This window comes from Streptomyces sp. E2N166 (assembly GCF_003671715.1).
Classification (GTDB): Bacteria; Actinomycetota; Actinomycetes; order Streptomycetales; family Streptomycetaceae; genus Streptomyces; species Streptomyces thinghirensis.
Map to the genome: position 1 here is coordinate 873,370 of NZ_RAIF01000012.1, position 16,936 is coordinate 890,305.

18 protein-coding genes are annotated in these 16,936 nt (G+C 71.2%); 7 read left to right on the forward strand and 11 right to left on the reverse strand.

Going from position 1 to position 16,936, the window contains the following annotated elements; translation table 11 throughout:
- Positions 1–3 precede the first annotated feature (3 nt).
- The 3 genes from EBH09_RS38820 to EBH09_RS11715 all read right to left on the reverse strand — a co-directional run bounded on the left by EBH09_RS38820 (position 4) and on the right by EBH09_RS11715 (position 3,221).
- Positions 4–771 (reverse strand): hypothetical protein, encoded by a 768-nt coding sequence (locus tag EBH09_RS38820; RefSeq protein WP_238697307.1) that lies wholly within the window; start codon positions 769–771, stop codon positions 4–6.
- 266 nt (positions 772–1,037) lie between these two features.
- A complete protein-coding gene (locus EBH09_RS11710; protein WP_121746925.1) occupies positions 1,038–1,652 on the reverse strand; it encodes a LysE family translocator in 615 nt (204 codons plus the stop codon).
- Positions 1,653–1,838: 186 nt separating this feature from the next.
- A complete protein-coding gene (locus EBH09_RS11715; protein ID WP_121746926.1) occupies positions 1,839–3,221 on the reverse strand; it encodes a glycine--tRNA ligase in 1,383 nt (460 codons plus the stop codon).
- A gap of 160 nt (positions 3,222–3,381) precedes the next feature.
- Here EBH09_RS11715 and EBH09_RS11720 point away from each other — a divergent pair, with 160 nt between their 5' ends.
- The 4 genes from EBH09_RS11720 (at position 3,382) to EBH09_RS11735 (ending at position 6,550) form a co-directional block, all read left to right on the forward strand.
- A complete protein-coding gene (locus EBH09_RS11720) occupies positions 3,382–4,365 on the forward strand; it encodes a zinc ABC transporter substrate-binding protein (RefSeq protein WP_121746927.1) in 984 nt (327 codons plus the stop codon).
- A 25-nt stretch (positions 4,366–4,390) separates the two neighbouring features.
- Positions 4,391–5,161: a metal ABC transporter ATP-binding protein gene (locus tag EBH09_RS11725; RefSeq protein WP_121746928.1), complete on the forward strand. Its 771-nt coding sequence runs from the start codon at positions 4,391–4,393 to the stop codon at positions 5,159–5,161.
- The gene (locus EBH09_RS11730; RefSeq protein WP_121746929.1) at positions 5,161–6,063 is read left to right on the forward strand and encodes a metal ABC transporter permease; all 903 of its coding nucleotides are present in this window, start codon (positions 5,161–5,163) and stop codon (positions 6,061–6,063) included. The genes EBH09_RS11725 and EBH09_RS11730 overlap by 1 nt, the downstream gene beginning before the upstream one ends.
- A 67-nt stretch (positions 6,064–6,130) precedes the next feature.
- Positions 6,131–6,550, forward strand: a complete 420-nt coding sequence (locus EBH09_RS11735) for a Fur family transcriptional regulator (RefSeq protein ID WP_121746930.1) — start codon at positions 6,131–6,133, stop codon at positions 6,548–6,550.
- Between the two features lie 73 nt (positions 6,551–6,623).
- Here the strand turns inward: EBH09_RS11735 and EBH09_RS11740 are convergent, their stop codons facing one another.
- From EBH09_RS11740 to EBH09_RS38825, 4 genes are read right to left on the reverse strand one after another with little or no spacing between them, the layout of a single operon-like run.
- Positions 6,624–7,460, reverse strand: coding sequence for an isoprenyl transferase (locus EBH09_RS11740; RefSeq protein WP_121746931.1), 837 nt, complete (start codon positions 7,458–7,460; stop codon positions 6,624–6,626).
- Between the two features lie 16 nt (positions 7,461–7,476).
- Entirely contained in the window at positions 7,477–8,226 is a 750-nt protein-coding gene (gene recO, locus EBH09_RS11745) for a DNA repair protein RecO (RefSeq protein WP_121747352.1), read from the reverse strand.
- 22 nt (positions 8,227–8,248) lie between these two features.
- Positions 8,249–8,467 (reverse strand): hypothetical protein, encoded by a 219-nt coding sequence (locus EBH09_RS11750; protein WP_121746932.1) that lies wholly within the window; start codon positions 8,465–8,467, stop codon positions 8,249–8,251.
- A complete protein-coding gene (locus tag EBH09_RS38825) occupies positions 8,464–8,670 on the reverse strand; it encodes a hypothetical protein (protein WP_121746933.1) in 207 nt (68 codons plus the stop codon). Before EBH09_RS38825 ends, EBH09_RS11750 begins: the two co-directional genes overlap by 4 nt.
- 115 nt (positions 8,671–8,785) lie before the next feature.
- Here EBH09_RS38825 and EBH09_RS11760 point away from each other — a divergent pair, with 115 nt between their 5' ends.
- The 3 genes from EBH09_RS11760 (at position 8,786) to EBH09_RS11770 (ending at position 12,162) form a co-directional block, all read left to right on the forward strand.
- Entirely contained in the window at positions 8,786–9,619 is an 834-nt protein-coding gene (locus EBH09_RS11760; RefSeq protein WP_121747353.1) for a helix-turn-helix transcriptional regulator, read from the forward strand.
- Positions 9,601–9,837 (forward strand): DUF397 domain-containing protein, encoded by a 237-nt coding sequence (locus tag EBH09_RS11765; protein ID WP_121746934.1) that lies wholly within the window; start codon positions 9,601–9,603, stop codon positions 9,835–9,837. The genes EBH09_RS11760 and EBH09_RS11765 overlap by 19 nt, the downstream gene beginning before the upstream one ends.
- An 834-nt stretch (positions 9,838–10,671) precedes the next feature.
- Positions 10,672–12,162 (forward strand): alpha/beta fold hydrolase, encoded by a 1,491-nt coding sequence (locus tag EBH09_RS11770; protein ID WP_121746935.1) that lies wholly within the window; start codon positions 10,672–10,674, stop codon positions 12,160–12,162.
- A 30-nt stretch (positions 12,163–12,192) separates the two neighbouring features.
- Here the strand turns inward: EBH09_RS11770 and EBH09_RS11775 are convergent, their stop codons facing one another.
- From EBH09_RS11775 to EBH09_RS11790, 4 genes are all read right to left on the reverse strand, one after another.
- Positions 12,193–12,777 carry a YdeI/OmpD-associated family protein gene (locus tag EBH09_RS11775; protein WP_121746936.1) on the reverse strand — a complete coding sequence of 195 codons (585 nt, stop codon included), beginning with the start codon at positions 12,775–12,777 and terminating at the stop codon, positions 12,193–12,195.
- Between the two features lie 21 nt (positions 12,778–12,798).
- Positions 12,799–13,467, reverse strand: coding sequence for a response regulator transcription factor (locus EBH09_RS11780; protein WP_193776241.1), 669 nt, complete (start codon positions 13,465–13,467; stop codon positions 12,799–12,801).
- Positions 13,464–14,744, reverse strand: a complete 1,281-nt coding sequence (locus tag EBH09_RS11785) for a histidine kinase (protein WP_238697277.1) — start codon at positions 14,742–14,744, stop codon at positions 13,464–13,466. Before EBH09_RS11785 ends, EBH09_RS11780 begins: the two co-directional genes overlap by 4 nt.
- A gap of 67 nt (positions 14,745–14,811) precedes the next feature.
- On the reverse strand, positions 14,812–16,890 hold the full coding sequence (locus EBH09_RS11790; RefSeq protein WP_121746938.1) for an MMPL family transporter: 2,079 nt from the start codon (positions 16,888–16,890) through the stop codon (positions 14,812–14,814).
- Positions 16,891–16,936: the final 46 nt, after the last annotated feature.

Consider the following 16,936-nt stretch of genomic DNA (forward strand, 5'->3'; position numbering starts at 1 on the left):
CTCTCAGCCCGCCTTTCGGGTGGATGCGGCCGTCTTCTTGCCCCGGCTGCGGGAGGACGCACCGCGCGAAGGACCGGACGTGTCCTTCTTCGCGGTGCTCTTCTTCGCGGTGCTCTTCTTCGCGGGACTCTTCTTGGCCGCGCTCTTCTTGGCGGTGCTCTTTGCCGCGGTGCTCTTCGCGGCGGTGCTCTTCGCGGCGGCCTTCTTGGCGGTGCTCTTGGCCGCGGTGCTCGTCGCCGCTGTGCTCTTCGCCGCGGTCTTCTTGGCGGGGCCGGTCGTCGCGGTGCCCTTCGCCGCCGTGCTCTTCCGGGTGGCGGTCTGGGTCGTGGTCTTCTTGGCGGGACTCCGCCGCGCGGGGCTCTTCTTCGCCGTGCTCGTCCTGGCCGTACTCGTTCCCGCCGTGCTCGTCCCGGCTTTCCCCGAGCCGCCGTCCGCACCGCCGCCGGAGGCCTTCTCCCCGCCCTGCAGCACCCGCGCCGCCTCCGCGTCCGGCGACTCCTGCGGCCGCGGCCGCGTCAGCCACGCCACCGCCGCCCCGGTGGCCGCCACCGGCCACTCCACCAACCCGGCGATGCCCAGCACCCCGGCCCCCATGTAGACGACCACACGCCGCCCGCGCGGCGACACGGCCCCGATCCTGTCCAGCGCGCCCTCGGCGACCCTGCCGACCGTGCCCGCGCCCGGAACGTTCCGCAGCGCCGACGCGGCCGCGTGCAACGGCCTCGGAAGCGTCTGCGCCGATGTCGTCCGCGCCGATTTCTGCTCAGCCATGACTGTTCGTCCTCGCCTGTGCAAGCTTGTGCAAGCTGTGGAAAACCCTGGGAACATCACCTTCCGCATTTCTCCGGGTTCCCGCACTTCGGGCGCTCACCCCGACGAACTCGGCCGGACGGGTGGCACACCACTCCGGTCCAGCCCTCTTGACGAAAGGTCTGGACCAACATCAGTGTCATGTCTACGACATCCCAGCCCACCCCACTCGAAGAACTGAACCTTCGGCGACAACGTCAAGGCCCTCCAGGGCCGCTGACGCCCCCTCACCGGGCCGTGAACGCCAGCTTCGCCCCCAGCGCCACGAACGACCCCGCGAAGCTCCGCCGCAGCCACGCCATCACCCTCGGCCGGGAGACGACGTGGCTGCGCACGGACGCGGCCAGGAGGCCGTACCCGGCGAACACGACGAAGGTCACCAGCATGAACACACCGCCCAGCACCAGCATGCGCGGCAGGGCACCGGCCTGTCCCGGGTCCACGAACTGCGGCAGGAAGGCGAAGAAGAACAGCGTCAGCTTCGGGTTCAGGATGTTGATCAGCACGCCCCGCAGGATCACCCGCCCCGCCGGGACGGGCCCGCCCCGGTCCTCCCCCACCGTGAGCGCCTCCTTGTCCCGGAGGGTGGCCCACGCCATGTACAGCAGGTAGGCGACACCGGCGTACTTGAGGACCTGGAAGGCGGTGGCACTGGCGTGCAGCACCGCCGCGACCCCGGTGACGGTGGCCAGCAGGTGCGGCACGATGCCGAGCGCACACCCGAAGGCGGCGACGACGCTGGCGCGGCGCCCGCGCGAGAGCGCGGCGGCGAGGGTGTAGACGACCCCGGTGCCGGGGGTCGCGACGACCACGAGGGTGGTCAGCAGGAAGGCGATACTCATGGCCCCCACCCTGGTGCGGGCCGACCGGGCCCCACAGGTCCAATGGCCCGACGTCATCGGGGACCACTCGCCACGGCCCGCTGAACGACAACGCCCACCCCTCGCCCGACCGAGTCGGGTGAGGGGTGGGCACGGGCCGGGGGCCAGGGGGCGGAGCCCCCTGGTGCGGCAACCGGGACGAACGGGTCAGCAGCCGGCGAGCCTCGAAGCGAGGTATCCCTCGATCTGGTCCAGCGACACCCGCTCCTGCTTCATGGTGTCCCGCTCCCGCACGGTCACCGCGTTGTCGTCCAGCGTGTCGAAGTCGACCGTCACGCAGTACGGCGTACCGATCTCGTCCTGGCGCCGGTAACGGCGCCCGATCGCACCGGCGTCGTCGAAGTCGATGTTCCAGTTCTGCCGCAGCGCCTGGGCGAGACCCTTGGCCTTGGGCGACAGCTCCGGGTTCCGGGACAGCGGCAGGACGGCGACCTTCACCGGTGCGAGGCGCGGGTCGAGCCGCAGCACGGTCCGCTTCTCCAGCTTGCCCTTGGCGTTGGGGGCCTCGTCCTCGACGTACGCGTCGAGGAGGAAGGCGAGCATCGCGCGCCCGACACCGGCCGCCGGCTCGATGACGTACGGCGTCCAGCGCTCGCCGGCCTCCTGGTCGAAGTAGGAGAGGTCCTGGCCGGAGGCCTTGGCGTGCGAGGAGAGGTCGTAGTCCGTCCGGTTGGCGACACCCTCCAGCTCGCCCCACTCGCTGCCGCCGAAGGAGAAGCGGTACTCGATGTCGGCCGTGCGCTTGGAGTAGTGGGAGAGCTTCTCGGCCGGGTGCTCGAACCAGCGCATGTTCTCCTCACGGAGACCGAGGCCGGTGTACCAGTTCCAGCGCTGCTCCATCCAGTACTCCTGCCACTTCTCGTCCTCGCCCGGCTTGACGAAGAACTCCATCTCCATCTGCTCGAACTCGCGGGTCCGGAAGATGAAGTTGCCGGGCGTGATCTCGTTGCGGAAGGACTTGCCCATCTGGGCGATACCGAACGGCGGCTTGCGGCGCGACGTGGTCTGCACCTGGGCGAAGTTGGTGAAGATGCCCTGCGCCGTCTCGGGCCGCAGGTAGGCGACGGAGCCGCTGTCCTGGGTCGGGCCGAGGTGGGTGGAGAGCAGACCCGAGAACTGCTTGGGCTCGGTGAAGGTGCCCTTGTTGCCGCAGTTGGGGCAGTTGAGGTCGGCGAGCCCGTTCTCCGGGGCGCGGCCCTTCTTCTCCTCGTACGCCTCTTCCAGGTGGTCCGCGCGGAACCGCTTGTGGCAGGAGGTGCACTCGGTCAGCGGGTCCGTGAAGGTGGCGACGTGGCCGGAGGCCACCCAGACGTCGGGGGCCAGGATCACGGACGAGTCGAGACCGACGACGTCCTCGCGCGAGGTGACCATGTAGCGCCACCACTGGCGCTTGAGGTTCTCCTTGAGCTCGACACCCAGCGGCCCGTAGTCCCAGGCGGCGCGCTGACCGCCGTAGATCTCACTGCACGGGAATACGAAGCCACGGCGCTTGCTCAGGCTGACGATGGTGTCGATCTTGTCGGCGGCCACGGTGCTCTCTTCATTACGACGACGGGCGACGAAGCGAGATGCTTCCAGAGAATGCTTCAGGTTACCGGCGTGGACTGCCCCCCGGCCAAATCGGGGGGCTCCCCTCCTCGTGACCGGGCATTGTTGACAACGGTTTCCATATTTGTTGAAAATGAATGCCATGAACGTACGACGACGCCACATATCCGGCATAGCAGTCACCGCGGCCACCGCGCTCGGCCTGGGGACCCTCTCCGCCTGCTCCAGCGACAGCGCGGCCGCGGGCAACACGGAAAAGTTCGACGTCGTCGCGTCGTTCTACCCGATGCAGTACCTCGCCCAGGAGATCGGCGGGGAGCACGTGAACGTCACCACCCTCACCGAGCCCGGCCAGGAGCCGCACGACCTGGAGCTGAGCGCCAAGCAGACCGCCGAGATGGGCGAGGCGGACGCGGTGCTCTACCTGAAGTCCCTCCAGCCCGCCGTGGACGAGGCCATCACCCAGTCCGGTGTGAAGACCAAGATCGACGCGACGACGCTGACGACGCTGGAGGACCACGGGAGCGTCGAGCACGACCACGCGGGCGGGGAGCACCCCGAGGACGAGCACGCCGGGGAGAAGCACTCCGAGGAGGAGGAGCACGCCCTCGACCCGCACGTCTGGCTGGACCCGGTGAAGTACGCCGAGATCGCCGAAGGCGTAGCCAAGGCCTTCGTGAAGGCCGACCCGGACCACGCCGCCGACTACCGGAAGAACGCCGAGGCGCTGTCGAAGAAGCTGGCGGGTCTGAACACGGCGTACAAGGAGGGCCTGGCGAACACCGACAGCAAGGTCTTCTTCACCAACCACGCCGCCTTCGGCTACCTCGCCGAGCGCTACGGGCTCACCCAGGAGGCCATCAACGGCCTCGACCCGGAGAGCGAGCCCAGCCCCGCCCGGATCAAGGAGCTCCAGGAGGAGGCCAAGGCCGACGGCGTGACCACCGTCTTCTACGAGACACTGGTGTCCGACAAGACCGCGAAGACCCTCGCCAAGGACGCCGGCCTGAAGACCGATGTCCTGGACCCGCTGGAGGGCATCACCGACAAGTCCAAGGGCGACGACTACCTCGCGGTCATGGAGTCCAACCTCAAGGCGCTCGAGGCCGCCCTCGGCGCCAAGTGAGCGTTCCGATCGTTTGGAGGGCCTCGTGAGCGACGAGACCGTCATATCCCTGCGCGGCGTCCGCGCCGAGCTCGGCTCACGCCCCGTCCTGCGCGGCATCGACCTCACCGTGCGCGGCGGCGAGGTCGTGGCCCTGCTCGGCGCCAACGGTTCGGGCAAGTCCACGGCCGTGCGCACGGTCATCGGCCAGGTGCCGGTGACGGCCGGGAAGGTCGAGCTGTTCGGCACCCCGCGGCACCGCTTCCGCGACTGGGCGCGCGTGGGCTACGTCCCGCAGCGCACCACGGCCGCGGGCGGCGTCCCCGCCACGGTGACCGAGATCGTCTCCTCCGGCCGCCTCTCCCGCGCCCGCTTCGGCGTCCTGCGCAAGGCCGACCACGAGGCCGTGCGCCGCGCCCTCGACCTGGTCGGCATGGCGGACCGCGCCAAGGACTCGGTGAACGCCCTCTCCGGCGGCCAGCACCAGCGGGTACTGATCGCCCGCGCCCTCGCCGCCGAACCCGAGCTGCTGATCATGGACGAGCCGATGGCGGGCGTCGACCTGGCCAGCCAGGAGGTGCTGGCCCAGACGCTCAGGAAGCAGGTCGCGGCCGGCACCACCGTCCTGCTGGTACTGCACGAACTCGGCCCCCTGGAGCCCCTGATCGACCGGGCGGTGGTGCTCCGCGACGGCTGCGTCACGCACGACGGCCCGCCGCCCGAGGCGGTGGGCCAGCACGCGCTGCCCGGCCACGACCACGTACACCCGCACGCACCGGCGGGCGCCGAACCGATCCGCACGGGACTGCTGAGCTGATGGAAATCCTGAACTACGCCTTCATGCAGCGGGCGCTGCTGGCGGCCGTCCTGGTCGGCATCACCGCCCCCGCCGTCGGCATCTACCTGGTCCAGCGCCGCCAGGCCCTCATGGGCGACGGCATCGGCCACGTGGCGATGACCGGCGTCGGCCTCGGCTTCCTGCTCTCCTGGTCCCCGGTGTGGATGGCCACCCTGATCTCCGTGCTCGGCGCGGTCCTCATGGAGCTGATCCGCTGGTACGGCAAGACCCGCGGCGACATCGCCCTCGCCATGCTCTTCTACGGCGGCATGGCCGGCGGCGTGATGTTCATCAACCTCGCGCCGACGGGCTCCAACGCCAACCTCACCTCGTACCTCTTCGGCTCGCTGTCGACGGTGTCCGAGTCCGACGTGACCGCGATCTGCCTGCTGGCCGCCTTCGTAGTCGTCGTCACCCTCGGCCTGCGCCGCCAGCTGTTCGCGGTCAGCCAGGACGAGGAGTTCGCCCGGGTCACCGGCCTGCCGGTGCGCGCGCTGAACCTGCTGACGGCCGTCACGGCGGCGGTGACGGTGACCGTGGCGATGCGCGTCGTCGGACTGCTGCTGGTGTCGGCGCTGATGGTGGTCCCGGTCGCCGCCGCCCAGCAGCTCACCCGCAGCTTCGCCGCCACCTTCGCGGTCGCCGTCGCCATCGGCGTCAGCGTGACCATCGGCGGCACGGTCACGTCGTACTACCAGGACGTGCCGCCCGGCGCGACCATCGTGCTGCTCACCATCGGCGCGTTCGTCCTGCTCACCGCGCTGGCGGCGCCACTGGCCCGGCGACGCGCGCGGGCGGTCACCGCGGCGCAGGCCGCCGGGGATCCGGCGGAGTGCAAGATTCCGGCCAGCCGGGGGGCCACCGACGAGGTCGGCGTCTGACTGCCGGACCGCCGGGCTGGCACAATGGCCCGGCAAGCCGCAGACGGCAGACGTGAGGAGGAACCCGGTGACGACCGCTGGACCGCCCGTGAAGGGCCGCGCCACCCGGCAGCGGGCCGCCGTGTCGGCGGCCCTCCAGGAGGTCGAGGAGTTCCGCAGCGCACAGGAGCTTCACGACATGCTCAAGCACAAGGGCGACTCGGTCGGGCTCACCACGGTCTACCGCACCCTGCAGTCCCTCGCCGACGCCGGCGAGGTCGACGTCCTGCGCACCGCCGAGGGCGAGTCCGTCTACCGCCGCTGCTCCAGCGACGACCACCACCACCACCTGGTCTGCCGCGCCTGCGGCAAGGCGGTCGAGGTCGAGGGCCCCGCGGTCGAGAAGTGGGCGGAGGCCATCGCCGCCGAGCACGGCTACGTCAACGTCGCGCACACGGTCGAGATCTTCGGCACCTGCGCGGACTGCGCGGGTGCCTCCGGCGGCTGAGCCGCCAGGTCCCGGGGCCGCGCCCCGGGACCCCTATCGGCCTGACGGCCTCGTCCTCGAAGGCCGGACGGGCTCAGTTCTCAGCGCTCCGGCCCTCCATGGCGAGGAGTTCCTCGTTCGGAATGGCGCCGCCGAAGCGGCGGTCCCGGGAGGCGAACTCCAGGCACGCCCGCCACAGGTCGCGGCGGTCGAAGTCGGGCCACAGCACGTCCTGGAAGACCATCTCCGCGTACGCGCTCTGCCAGAGCAGGTAGTTGGACGTCCGCTGCTCGCCGCTCGGCCGCAGGAACAGGTCGACGTCCGGCATGTCCGGGTAGTACAGGTACTTCGCGAGCGTCTTCTCGTTCACCTTCGACGGGTCGAGCCGCCCGGCCCGCACGTCCTCGGCGAGGGCCTGCGCCGCGTCGGCGATCTCGGCGCGTCCGCCGTAGTTCATGCAGAAGTACAGCGTCAGCCGGTCATTGCCCTTGGTCTGCTCCTGGGCGACCTGGAGTTCCTTGGCGACCGACTTCCACAGCTTGGGCATCCGCCCCACCCAGCGCACGCGAATCCCCAGCTCGTCGAGCTGGTCGCGGGTCTTGCGGATGAAGTCCCGGTTGAAGTTCATCAGAAAGCGCACCTCGTCCGGCGACCGCTTCCAGTTCTCGGTGGAGAAGGCGTACAGGGAGATGTTCTTCACGCCCATCTCGATCGCGCCCTGGAGCACGTCCAGCACCCGCTCGGCACCGACCTTGTGGCCCTCGGTGCGCGGCAGCCCGCGCTCCTTGGCCCAGCGCCCGTTGCCGTCCATGACGATCGCCACATGCTCCGGAACCAGCTCACCGAGGTTCGGAGGCCGCGCGCCGGACGGGTGCGGCTCCGGCGTCCTGTAGTCCCGGCGCTGACGCCCCAGGATCCCGCGTACGGCCATGTGTCTCTCGTCTCCTTCAGGATTTTTCGACGTATCGCAGGGAGCGCAGGCCGCGCTCCAGGTGCCAGTGCAGGTACGCGGACACCAGCCCGCTGCCCTCCCGGACGTACCGCGGCTCGCACGCGTCCGCGGTCCCCCAGTCTCCCGTGAGCAGCGCCCCGAGCAGTTCCAGTGCCTGCGGCGAGGGTACGACGCTGCCGGGCACCCGGCAGTCGGCGCAGACGGAGCCGCCCGAGCCGACCGAGAAGAACCGGTTCGGACCGGGCATGCCGCACTTCGCGCAGTCCCCGAAGGTCGGGGCGTACCCGTTCACGGCGAGGGAGCGCAGCAGGAACGCGTCGAGGACGAGGTTCGGCGCGTGCTCGCCCCGTGCGAGGGTCCGCAGGGCGCCGACCAGCAGCAGGTACTGCTGCACCGCCGGCTCGCCCTCGTGGTCGGTGAACCGCTCGGCCGTCTCCAGCATGGCCGTCCCGGCGGTGTACCGCCCGTAGTCCATGACGATCCCGCCGCCGTACGGCGCGATGGTCTCGCTCTGCGTGCACAGCGGCAGGCCGCGCCCGACCAGCTCGCTCCCCTTCGAGAAGAACTGCACGTCGACGTGTGAGAACGGCTCCAGTCGCGCCCCGAACTTCGACTTCGTCCGCCGCACCCCGCGCGCCACGGCGCGTACGCGTCCGTGACCCCGCGTGAGCAAGGTGATGATCCGGTCCGCCTCACCCAGCTTCTGGGTGCGCAGCACGATGCCGTCGTCGCGGAACAGACTCATGGCGCCCATTCTCGCGCATGCTTCAAGGCACCTCGCCACGACTTCGCGCGTTGGTGTACGCCGTCGCCGCGCTGAGCCGCTCGGACGGGGTGGCGTGGCGTACGTCACCCGGTTCGGCGTCCCACTCCCGGCCCCCGCCGTACGGGCGCATCTGGACGTACGGCCCCTCGTGCCCCATGACGAGGCCCACGCGTCCGGTCCGGGTGTCGATGGCGTGGGAGCCGACGGGCGGGTGGGTCATCGCAGCGCCGCCGCGAGCCGCTGCGCGGTCTCGACGGAACACCGCCCCAATTCGACGAGTGGACAGGGCGCCTCCCGCGCGAGACTCACCGGGTCGAGCCCGAGGGAGGGAAGAGTAATTCCTGCCTCCGCGAGTGCTGCGCGCAATTCTTTCACCGCTACCTCCGCTTCTTCGACGCAGAGCGCCGAGTGTCGTGCCTCCACCGTGTTCCCCTTCCCTTTACGGTTTCACTCTTCGTGTCCCCAGGATGCCTCTCTGTGCCTACACTCGACAGGAGTCTTTGCACTACAAGTGCGGTTCAGCGCATGGGGGTTGGTTATGGCCAACGGTTCACGGCAGGCGGCTTGGGAGTTCTTCGGCACGGAACTCAAACGCCGGCGGGAGGACGCCGGAATCACCCAAGTCGAGCTGGGAGCACGGGTTTTCGTGTCCGGCGGATACATCGGCCAGTTCGAACAGGCTATTCGGAAACCGCAGCTGGATGTGGCGCAGCGGATTGACGAGACGCTACAAACCGACGGCTTTTTCGAACGTCTCTGGCGGAAACTCATCAAGGAGCAGCGGTTCGCGGAGTACTTCGCCCACGCGGCGGAGCTCGAGCGGCTGGCGACTGGCATCTGCGAGTGGGCACCCGCCGTGGTCCCGGGGCTCCTGCAGACCCCTGCTTACGCTCGTGCGATCTATTTCGCGAGCAACCCGCTCTCCCGCGACGAGTACGTCGAGGAGATGGTCGGTCTCCGTATGGAGCGGACGCGGCTCCTCAAAGACGCAGCACGGCCCGTGTATTGGGTGCTGCTGCATGAGGCTGTGCTACGGGTCCAGGTCGGACCGCCCGCGGTGATGGGCGAACAACTGGAGCACATCGCGGAGACGGTACGCAGCCGTAAGGCCCTGGTCCTCGTCGTCCCCTTCTCCGCCGGGGCGCATCCGCAGATGGGCAAGTTGACGAGGCTCATGGAGTTCGACGACGCACCACCGACCGTCTATACAGAAGCCGTGCTGTCGGGCAATCTGCTGGATGATCCGGCAGTAGTGAAGCGGGTACGGGCGGATTACGATCTTCTCAGGGCCGCAGCTCTGACACCGGACGCGTCCCTGGCCATGATCGAGGCGGCGGCGGAAGGCTACAGACGATGCGCGGGTACGACCTGACCAACGCATGCTGGCGCAAGAGCAGCTACAGCGGCGGGAGCGGCGGTGAGGAATGCCTTGAGGTCGCCGACGGAGTTTCCGGCGTCGTGCCCGTCCGGGACAGCAAGGTGGCCGTCGGGCCGGTGATCGTCGTGGGGTCGGCGGCCTGGACGGAGTTCGTACGTACCGTGGGGGCCGCCCGCTTCCTTGCCAGGGTCGTGCCTCCGCGACCCGAGTAAAGGGCGCTACGCGTCGCCTTCGGCGATCGGCCTGCGGCCGACCCTTGACTCGGCTCGCTCCACCACGGGTCAGAAGCGAGCGAGCGGCCCGGAAGGACGGGTGGCCGGGCCGGGTTCACGATCAACCGTCAGCTACGTACGCCCCCGGCGTCGGCGGTGCGCGCTCGCGCCTCGCCGGCACGCCGGGCCGGCTCAGCGGCTTGCGGCCGGTGGGCGGTGCGGCGGCGGGCCCGGACCACCCCCTGAAAATGGAGGACACTTCCCCCCGAAGTGTCCTCCATTTCCAGACCCTCCGGACCCGCCCGCAATCCACTCCCCCTCCTCCTCATCACCACCCAGCACCCACCACGCACCAGTCACCCCCCACCACCCACCGCAAGCCGCTGAGCCCACCCGGCGTGCTGGCGAGATGCGGGCGCGCCCCCGCACGCCGGACGCCGGCGCAGGCGACGGAAGGGACCGGTGGGCCCGGGTCACCCACTCTCCCGGGCCGCCCGCACGCTTCTCACCCGTGCTGGAGCGAGCCGAGTCAAGGGTGCCCCGAAGGGGCATCGGCGCAGCCGACGCGACCGCAGGGAGCGCTCTTTACTCGGGTCGCGGAGGCGCGACACTGGCCAAGAAGCGGGCGGCCCCCACGGTCACCTCACCAGCACTCGGTCCCGACAACTCCCCCGGACGGGGGCCTTGTCCGGGGGAGTTGTCCACAAAGTCGCAACGAACAACTCGTGTGACGGGTCAGGGAGAAACCCCAGTAGTGACACTGGGGTAATCCCCCCTGTATTTCAGGTTGTGGCCCGGATGGGGAGTGCCCTGGGCATCCGCGAGGCTCGTCGCATGACGCAGCGCACGCGAACCATCCGCAACGCCGCCATCGTCGGCGTGTCCACGGCCCTCCTCGGCATCACCGCACCCGTGACCGCCTCCGCCACGGCGGCCCCGGCCGAGCCCTTCGTCTGGACCGCCTGCGAGGGCACCGGCATTGACCCCCGTCAGCAGTGCGCCACCCTCCAGGTCCCCATGGACCACGCCGACCCCCACAGTCCGCTCATCGACATCGCCGTCTCGCGCATCCCGAGCGAGAATCCGGACGCCCGGCGCGGGGCCCTGCTGCTCATCGCCGGGGGCCCGGGCGGCTCCAGTCTCAACGACCCGTCGGGGAAGGGACAGAAGCTCCCGCAGGAGGTACGGGACACGCACGACCTGATCGGGTTCGCCCCGCGCGGCCTCGCCCCGTCCACCTCCGTCGGCTGCGGACTGGAATACGGCGACCTCGCCACCTCCAAGCTCCGTCCCTGGCCCGCCCCCGACGGCTCGGTGGACGGGAACATGGACACCGCACGGCGCATGGCCGACGCCTGCGCCCGCAACGGCGGTGAACTGATCGGACACCTCAGCACCGCCAACGAGGCCCGCGACATCGACCGCATCCGGGCCGCCCTCGGTGAGCGGAAGATCTCCGCGTGGGGCGTCTCGTACGGGACGTACGTCGGCGCGGTGTACTCGCAGCTCTTCCCGCACCGTACCGACCGCATCGTGCTGGACAGCGTCGACAACCCGGACCCCGCCCGCGTCAACCGGGCCTGGCTCGCCGGTCACGAGCAGGGCGTGGAGGACACCTTCCCGCACTTCGCGGCCTGGGCGTCGAAGCCGGGCAATCCCGACCGCGTGGCGCGCAGGGCCTCCGACGTGCGTCCGATGTTCCTGCGGCTCGCCGCCCGGCTCGACCGCGAGCCGATCCCCTGGCCCGGCGCCAACCCGGAGGAGCTGAACGGCAACGTGCTGCGCCAGACCATGCTGGACAGCTTCGCGTCCCCCAGCCGCTATCCCACGCTCGCCAAGCTGATGCGGGCCGCGCGGCAGGGCACCGTGCCGCCCGCGCCCGCGGGGCCGCCCGAGGCCATGCTGCAGAACGTCATCGGGGTCGGCTCCGGCGTCCTGTGCAACGACGTCGCCTGGCCGAAGCCGGCCGCCGTGTACCAGAAGGACGTCACCGAGAGCCGCGCCAAGTACCCGCTGACCGCCGGGATGCCCCGTAACGCGATGCTGTGCGCCGCCTGGCCGTACCCGCCGCGCGAGGCGCCCGTGCGGATCACCGACCGGGGGCCGTCCAACATCCTGCTCGTGCAGAACGCGCGGGACGTCAACACCCCGCTCAGCGGCGCCCTGAAGATGCGGGAGGCGCTCGGCCGGCGCGCGGTCATGGTCACCGTGGACTCCACCGGCCACGACGCCTACCTCGCCAACGGCAACGCCTGCGGCGACCGCACCGTCTCCCGCTTCCTGGCCACCGGGCAGCGGCCGGCCTCGGACACCTACTGCGACTAGCGCCGGCCGGTGCCTGACGGTGGCAGGCGGTCAGCCTTCGCCCGCCTGCCCCCGCTCCGCCAAGTCACGTACCGCCCGCTCCAGCCGCGTCTGCCGAGTCTCCGGCGTCGCGGCCTGGAGCAGCGGGAGCATCACCAGGTAGCGGGTGGTCCGGTCGAGCGCGCCGAAGGCCGCCCGCGCCGCCGGGTCCGCGGCGAGCGCCGCGGCAAGGTCGTCCGGGACGACAGCCGACGCCTGCGACGCGTACGCCCGGTCCCAGCGGCCGTCCTCCTGGGCCCGGCGGACCTCGGCGAGTCCGGGCTCCCGCATCCGGCCCGCCCCCGCCAGCGCCGCGACCTTCTCGACATTCACCCGCGACCACATGCTCCTCGGGCGCCGCGGCCCGTACTTCTGCAGGTAGTACCGGCCGTCCAAACCCCGGCGCTGCCCGGAGATCCAGCCCCAGCACAGCCCCACGTCGACCAGTTCGTCATCCGTGACCGACGCGATCCCCGACGCCTTCTTCGCGACCTTGACCCACACGCCCTCACGGCGGGTGTGGTGCTCGGCCAGCCACTCCTCGAAGCCCGACGCGTCCGGGAACGCGACGACCTCCACCCCGTTGAACGTCTCCATGCGGGCCAGGCTAGTCCGGCCCTAGCCGACCCCCGGCGTCACCAGCCCCGACTCGTAGCCCACGATGACCAGCTGCGCCCGGTCCCGCGCGCCCAGCTTTCCCATGATGCGGCTGACGTGGGTCTTCGCGGTCAGTGGGCTCAGTCCCAGGGAGTCGGCGATCTCCGTGTTGTTGAGGCCGCGGGCGACCAGGGCGAGCACCTGGCGCTCCCGGTCCGAGAGACAGCCGGGGCCGCCGCCGCCCGCCACCGGCGTCGAGGGGCTGCGCAGGAAGCGCTCGATCAGCCGTGCCGTCGGCCCGGGCGACAGGAGCGCGTCGCCCGCCGTCACCGTGCGGATGGCGTCGAGGAGTTCGGCGGGCCTGGTGTCCTTGACCAGGAATCCGGAGGCGCCCGCGCGGAGCGCTTCCACGATGTTCTCGTCGGTGTCATAGGTGGTCAGCACCAGCACCCTCACGCCCGCGAGGTCCTCGTCGGCCGCGATGAGCCGGGTCGCCTCGATGCCGTCCAGGTCGGGCATGCGGACGTCCATGACGACGAGGTCGGCGCGTTCGGTACGGGCCAGTTCCACGGCCTGACGGCCGGTGCCCGCCTCGCCGACCACCTCCATGTCGGGGGCCGACGCGACGAGCAGGGCGAACGCGGCACGGACGAGGTTCTGGTCGTCCGCGAGCAGCACTCGTATGGTCATCCGTCTCTCTCCGGGGTCACGGTCGTCAGGGGCGTGGCCGGTGCCGAGGGTGCCGACGGCGCCGCGGGTGCCGGCAGCAGGGCCGTCACCTCGAAGCCGCCGACGCCCCCGTCCCGCGGCCCGGCGTCGAGTGTGCCACCCACGCTGCGGGCCCTCTCCCGCATGCCGACGAGACCGAAGCCGGGGGGGCCGTCGGGGTCGGGCCCGGTGCCGTCGTCGGTCACGGCCAGGCGCAGGACACCCCGCTCGGCGTGCACCTCGACGCGCACGGACGGCTCCGGCCCCGCGTGCCGTACGGCGTTGGTCAGCGCCTCCTGCACGATGCGGTAGGCGGCGGCGCCGACCGCGGGCGGCACGTCGCCGGCGCGTACCGACAGGTCCACCCGCGCTCCGGCGAGCCGGGCGGCCTCGGCCAGGTCGGGCAGGCCGTGCAGTCCGGGCAGAGGGCCTCGGGCGTCGGGCGCGTCCTGTTCCCGGAGTACCTCCAGCGTGGTCCGCAGTTCGCCGCGTGCGCTCCGGCAGGTCTCGGCGATGTCGTCGAGGGCCTTGGCGACGGCGGCCCGGTCCAGGCGCTCGGGGTCGGCGGTCAGGACGTGGGCGGCGACCGAGGTCTGCACGCCGATGAGGGTGATGCTGTGCGCGAGCAGGTCGTGCAGGTCCCGGGCGACGCGCAGGCGCTCCTCGGCGACACGGCGCCGGGCCTCCTCCTCGCGGGTGCGTTCGGCGCGCTCGGCGCGTTCGACGATGGAGGCGACGTACTGGCGGTAGTAGCGGACGTCGACGCCGGCGAAGAGGATGGCGATCACCCAGCCGGAGATGCGGATCAGCTCGACGGCCTGGTGGGTGTTGACGGTGAGCATGATGCTCACCGACACGGTGAGGACCGCGACGCCGGTCAGGATCGTGCGCAGCGGGCGGCCGGTGACGGCCAGCGTGTAGAGCGCCACGTAGGAGGCGGGACCGGCCGCGGCGTGGTTGTTGTCCATCGCGTGGTACGGCCCGACGAGGGCCACCACCGCCGCGAGCACCAGCAGCGGATGGCGGCGCCGCCACACGATCGGGACGTGCGCCGCGACCAGCAGCGCCCAGCCCGACGCGTCCGGGCGGCGGCCCTCGTCGGTGAGGAGGGCCAGGCAGGCGGCGCCGGCGAGGAGGACCGCGGCGAGCACGGCGTCGTTGCGGGTGCCGTGCGGGGCGGTGAGCGGATCGCGGTTGATGGCGGCCATGATCCGCTCACCGAGGCGGGGCCAGGACGACGCCGGAGTGGTTGCCTGCACGCGCCCATCCTGCGCGACGGACGCGCCCCTCCGGGAGGGGAGGGGCGCACTCCGGTCGTCGGGCACCTCAGACACCGACGGGCTCCCGCTCGCCGGCCGGCGCCGGCTTCTCGGGCGCCCGGGACAGCCGGCCCGGCCACCACACCCGGCGGCGCAGGGCGACGCTCGCGCTGGTGACGAGGTAGGTGCGGACGAGGAAGGTGTCGAGGAGGACGCCGACGGCGATGACGAAGCCCAGCTCGACGAGTTGCACCATCGGCATGTTGGTGAGCACCGCGAAGGTGGCCGCGAGGACGAGTCCGGCGGAGGCGATGACGCCGCCGGTGGTGCGCAGCGCGGTGAGCGCGGCCTGCGTGGGTTCGGCGCCGTGCAGGGACTCCTCGCGCATGCGGTGCATGAGGAAGATGCCGTAGTCGACGCCCAGTGCCACCAGGAAGACGAAGGACAGCAGGCCCAGGCCCGGGTCGGTGCCCTCGAAGCCGAAGAGGGGTCCGAAGACGAGTCCGCCGATGCCCAGGGCCGCGCCCCACACGGCGACGACGGCGGCGACCAGGATCAGCGGCGCGACCAGCGACCGCAGGAGGCCCACGAGGATCAGCAGGACCGACAGCAGCACGATCGGTACGACGATGGCGGTGTCCCGGGCGCTGGTTTCCTCCAGGTCGATCTGCTGGGCGCTGGGACCGCCGACGTAGGAGCCGTCGAGTGTGTCGCGCAGGGACTCGATGGTGGCGGTCTCGGCCGCCGACTGGGGCTGGGCTGCGGCGAGTACGGTCAGTTCGGTCCAGCCGTCACCGCTGCGGCCCTTCTCGGCACTCGTGACGCCGCGGGTGCCGCGGGCCTCGGCGAGGGCGGCGTCGGCCCGGTCGGTGGGTGCGATGACGGTGATGGGCTGGGTGCCGCGCTCCGGGTAGGCGGCGGCGAGGGTCTCCATCGCGGCGATCGCCTCGGGCCTGGTGGTGAAGGAGTCCTCCTGCTTGAGGGAGCCGGGCAGGTTGAACGACCCGAGCGCCAGCGCGCCCAGCAGGAGGGCACCTCCGACGAGGACGGCTCGCGGGCGGCGTTCGGCTGAGCCGCCCATCGCGGTGAACAGCGAGCGGCGAGCCTTGGGCGTGCTGCCGTAGCGGGGTACGAGCGGCCAGAAGACACGGCGGCCGAGCAGGACCAGGAGTGCGGGCAGCAGGGTCAGCATGGCGGCCAGCGCGCACAGCACGCCGACGGTGCCGAGCGGGCCCATGCCCCGGCTGGAGTTGAGGTCGGCGGCGAGCAGGCACAGCAGCCCGGCGGCGACCGTGCCGGAGGAGGCGAGCACGGCGGGGCCGCAGCCGCGCAGGGCGGCGAGCATGGCGTCGTGGGGTCGTTCGATACGGCGCAGTTCCTCGCGGTAGCGGGAGATCAGCAGCAGTGCGTAGTCGGTGCCGACGCCGAAGACGAGGATGGTCATGATGCCGGAGCTCTGGCCGGAGACCGAGGTGCCGAACCCCTGGTTGAGGCCGTAGGCGACGCCCATGGACAGGTAGTCGGCGATTCCGGCGACGGCGAGCGGGACGAGCCACAGGAACGGGCTGCGGTAGATGAGGATCAGGAGAAGGGCTACGACGGCGGCGGTGGTGTAGAGCAGCGGGCCGCCCAGGGAGTTGTAGACCTCGGCCGCATCGGTGGCGAGCGCGCCCGCGCCGCCGACCTCGACGCTCAGCCCGTCGCCGCCCCGCGCGACGTCCCGTACGGCGTTGACCAGTTCGTCGCGGGCCTCCTCGTCCTGGCCGGGCTCGGTGCTGGCCACCGGGTACATGAGGGTGGTGCCGTCCTTGGACGGGATGCCGGCCGGGCGGTCGGTCAGCCGGTGCGCGCCCGCCACCTCCGCGATCTGGTCGGTGGCGGTGGCCCTGTCGGCCGCGGTCAGTCCGGCGTCGCGGTGGTAGACGACGACCATCTCGGTGGCCTCGCCGCCCGGCAGCCGGTCCTGGATCTTCGCGACCTGGGTCGAGTCGGCGCTCGCCGGCAGGTAGTCGACGGCGCGGTCGCGCTGCACGTCCGACAGTTTCGACGCGAACGGTGAGGCGATGGCCAGTACGGCGATCCACAGCCCGAGCACCAGCCAGGGCACGGCCCGCCGTCGCCCCCCACTTGTCCTTGCGGCCCCCATCTGACGGGCCTCCCTCCGGTGGAAGTCTGGGTAGGTCTCCAGACTT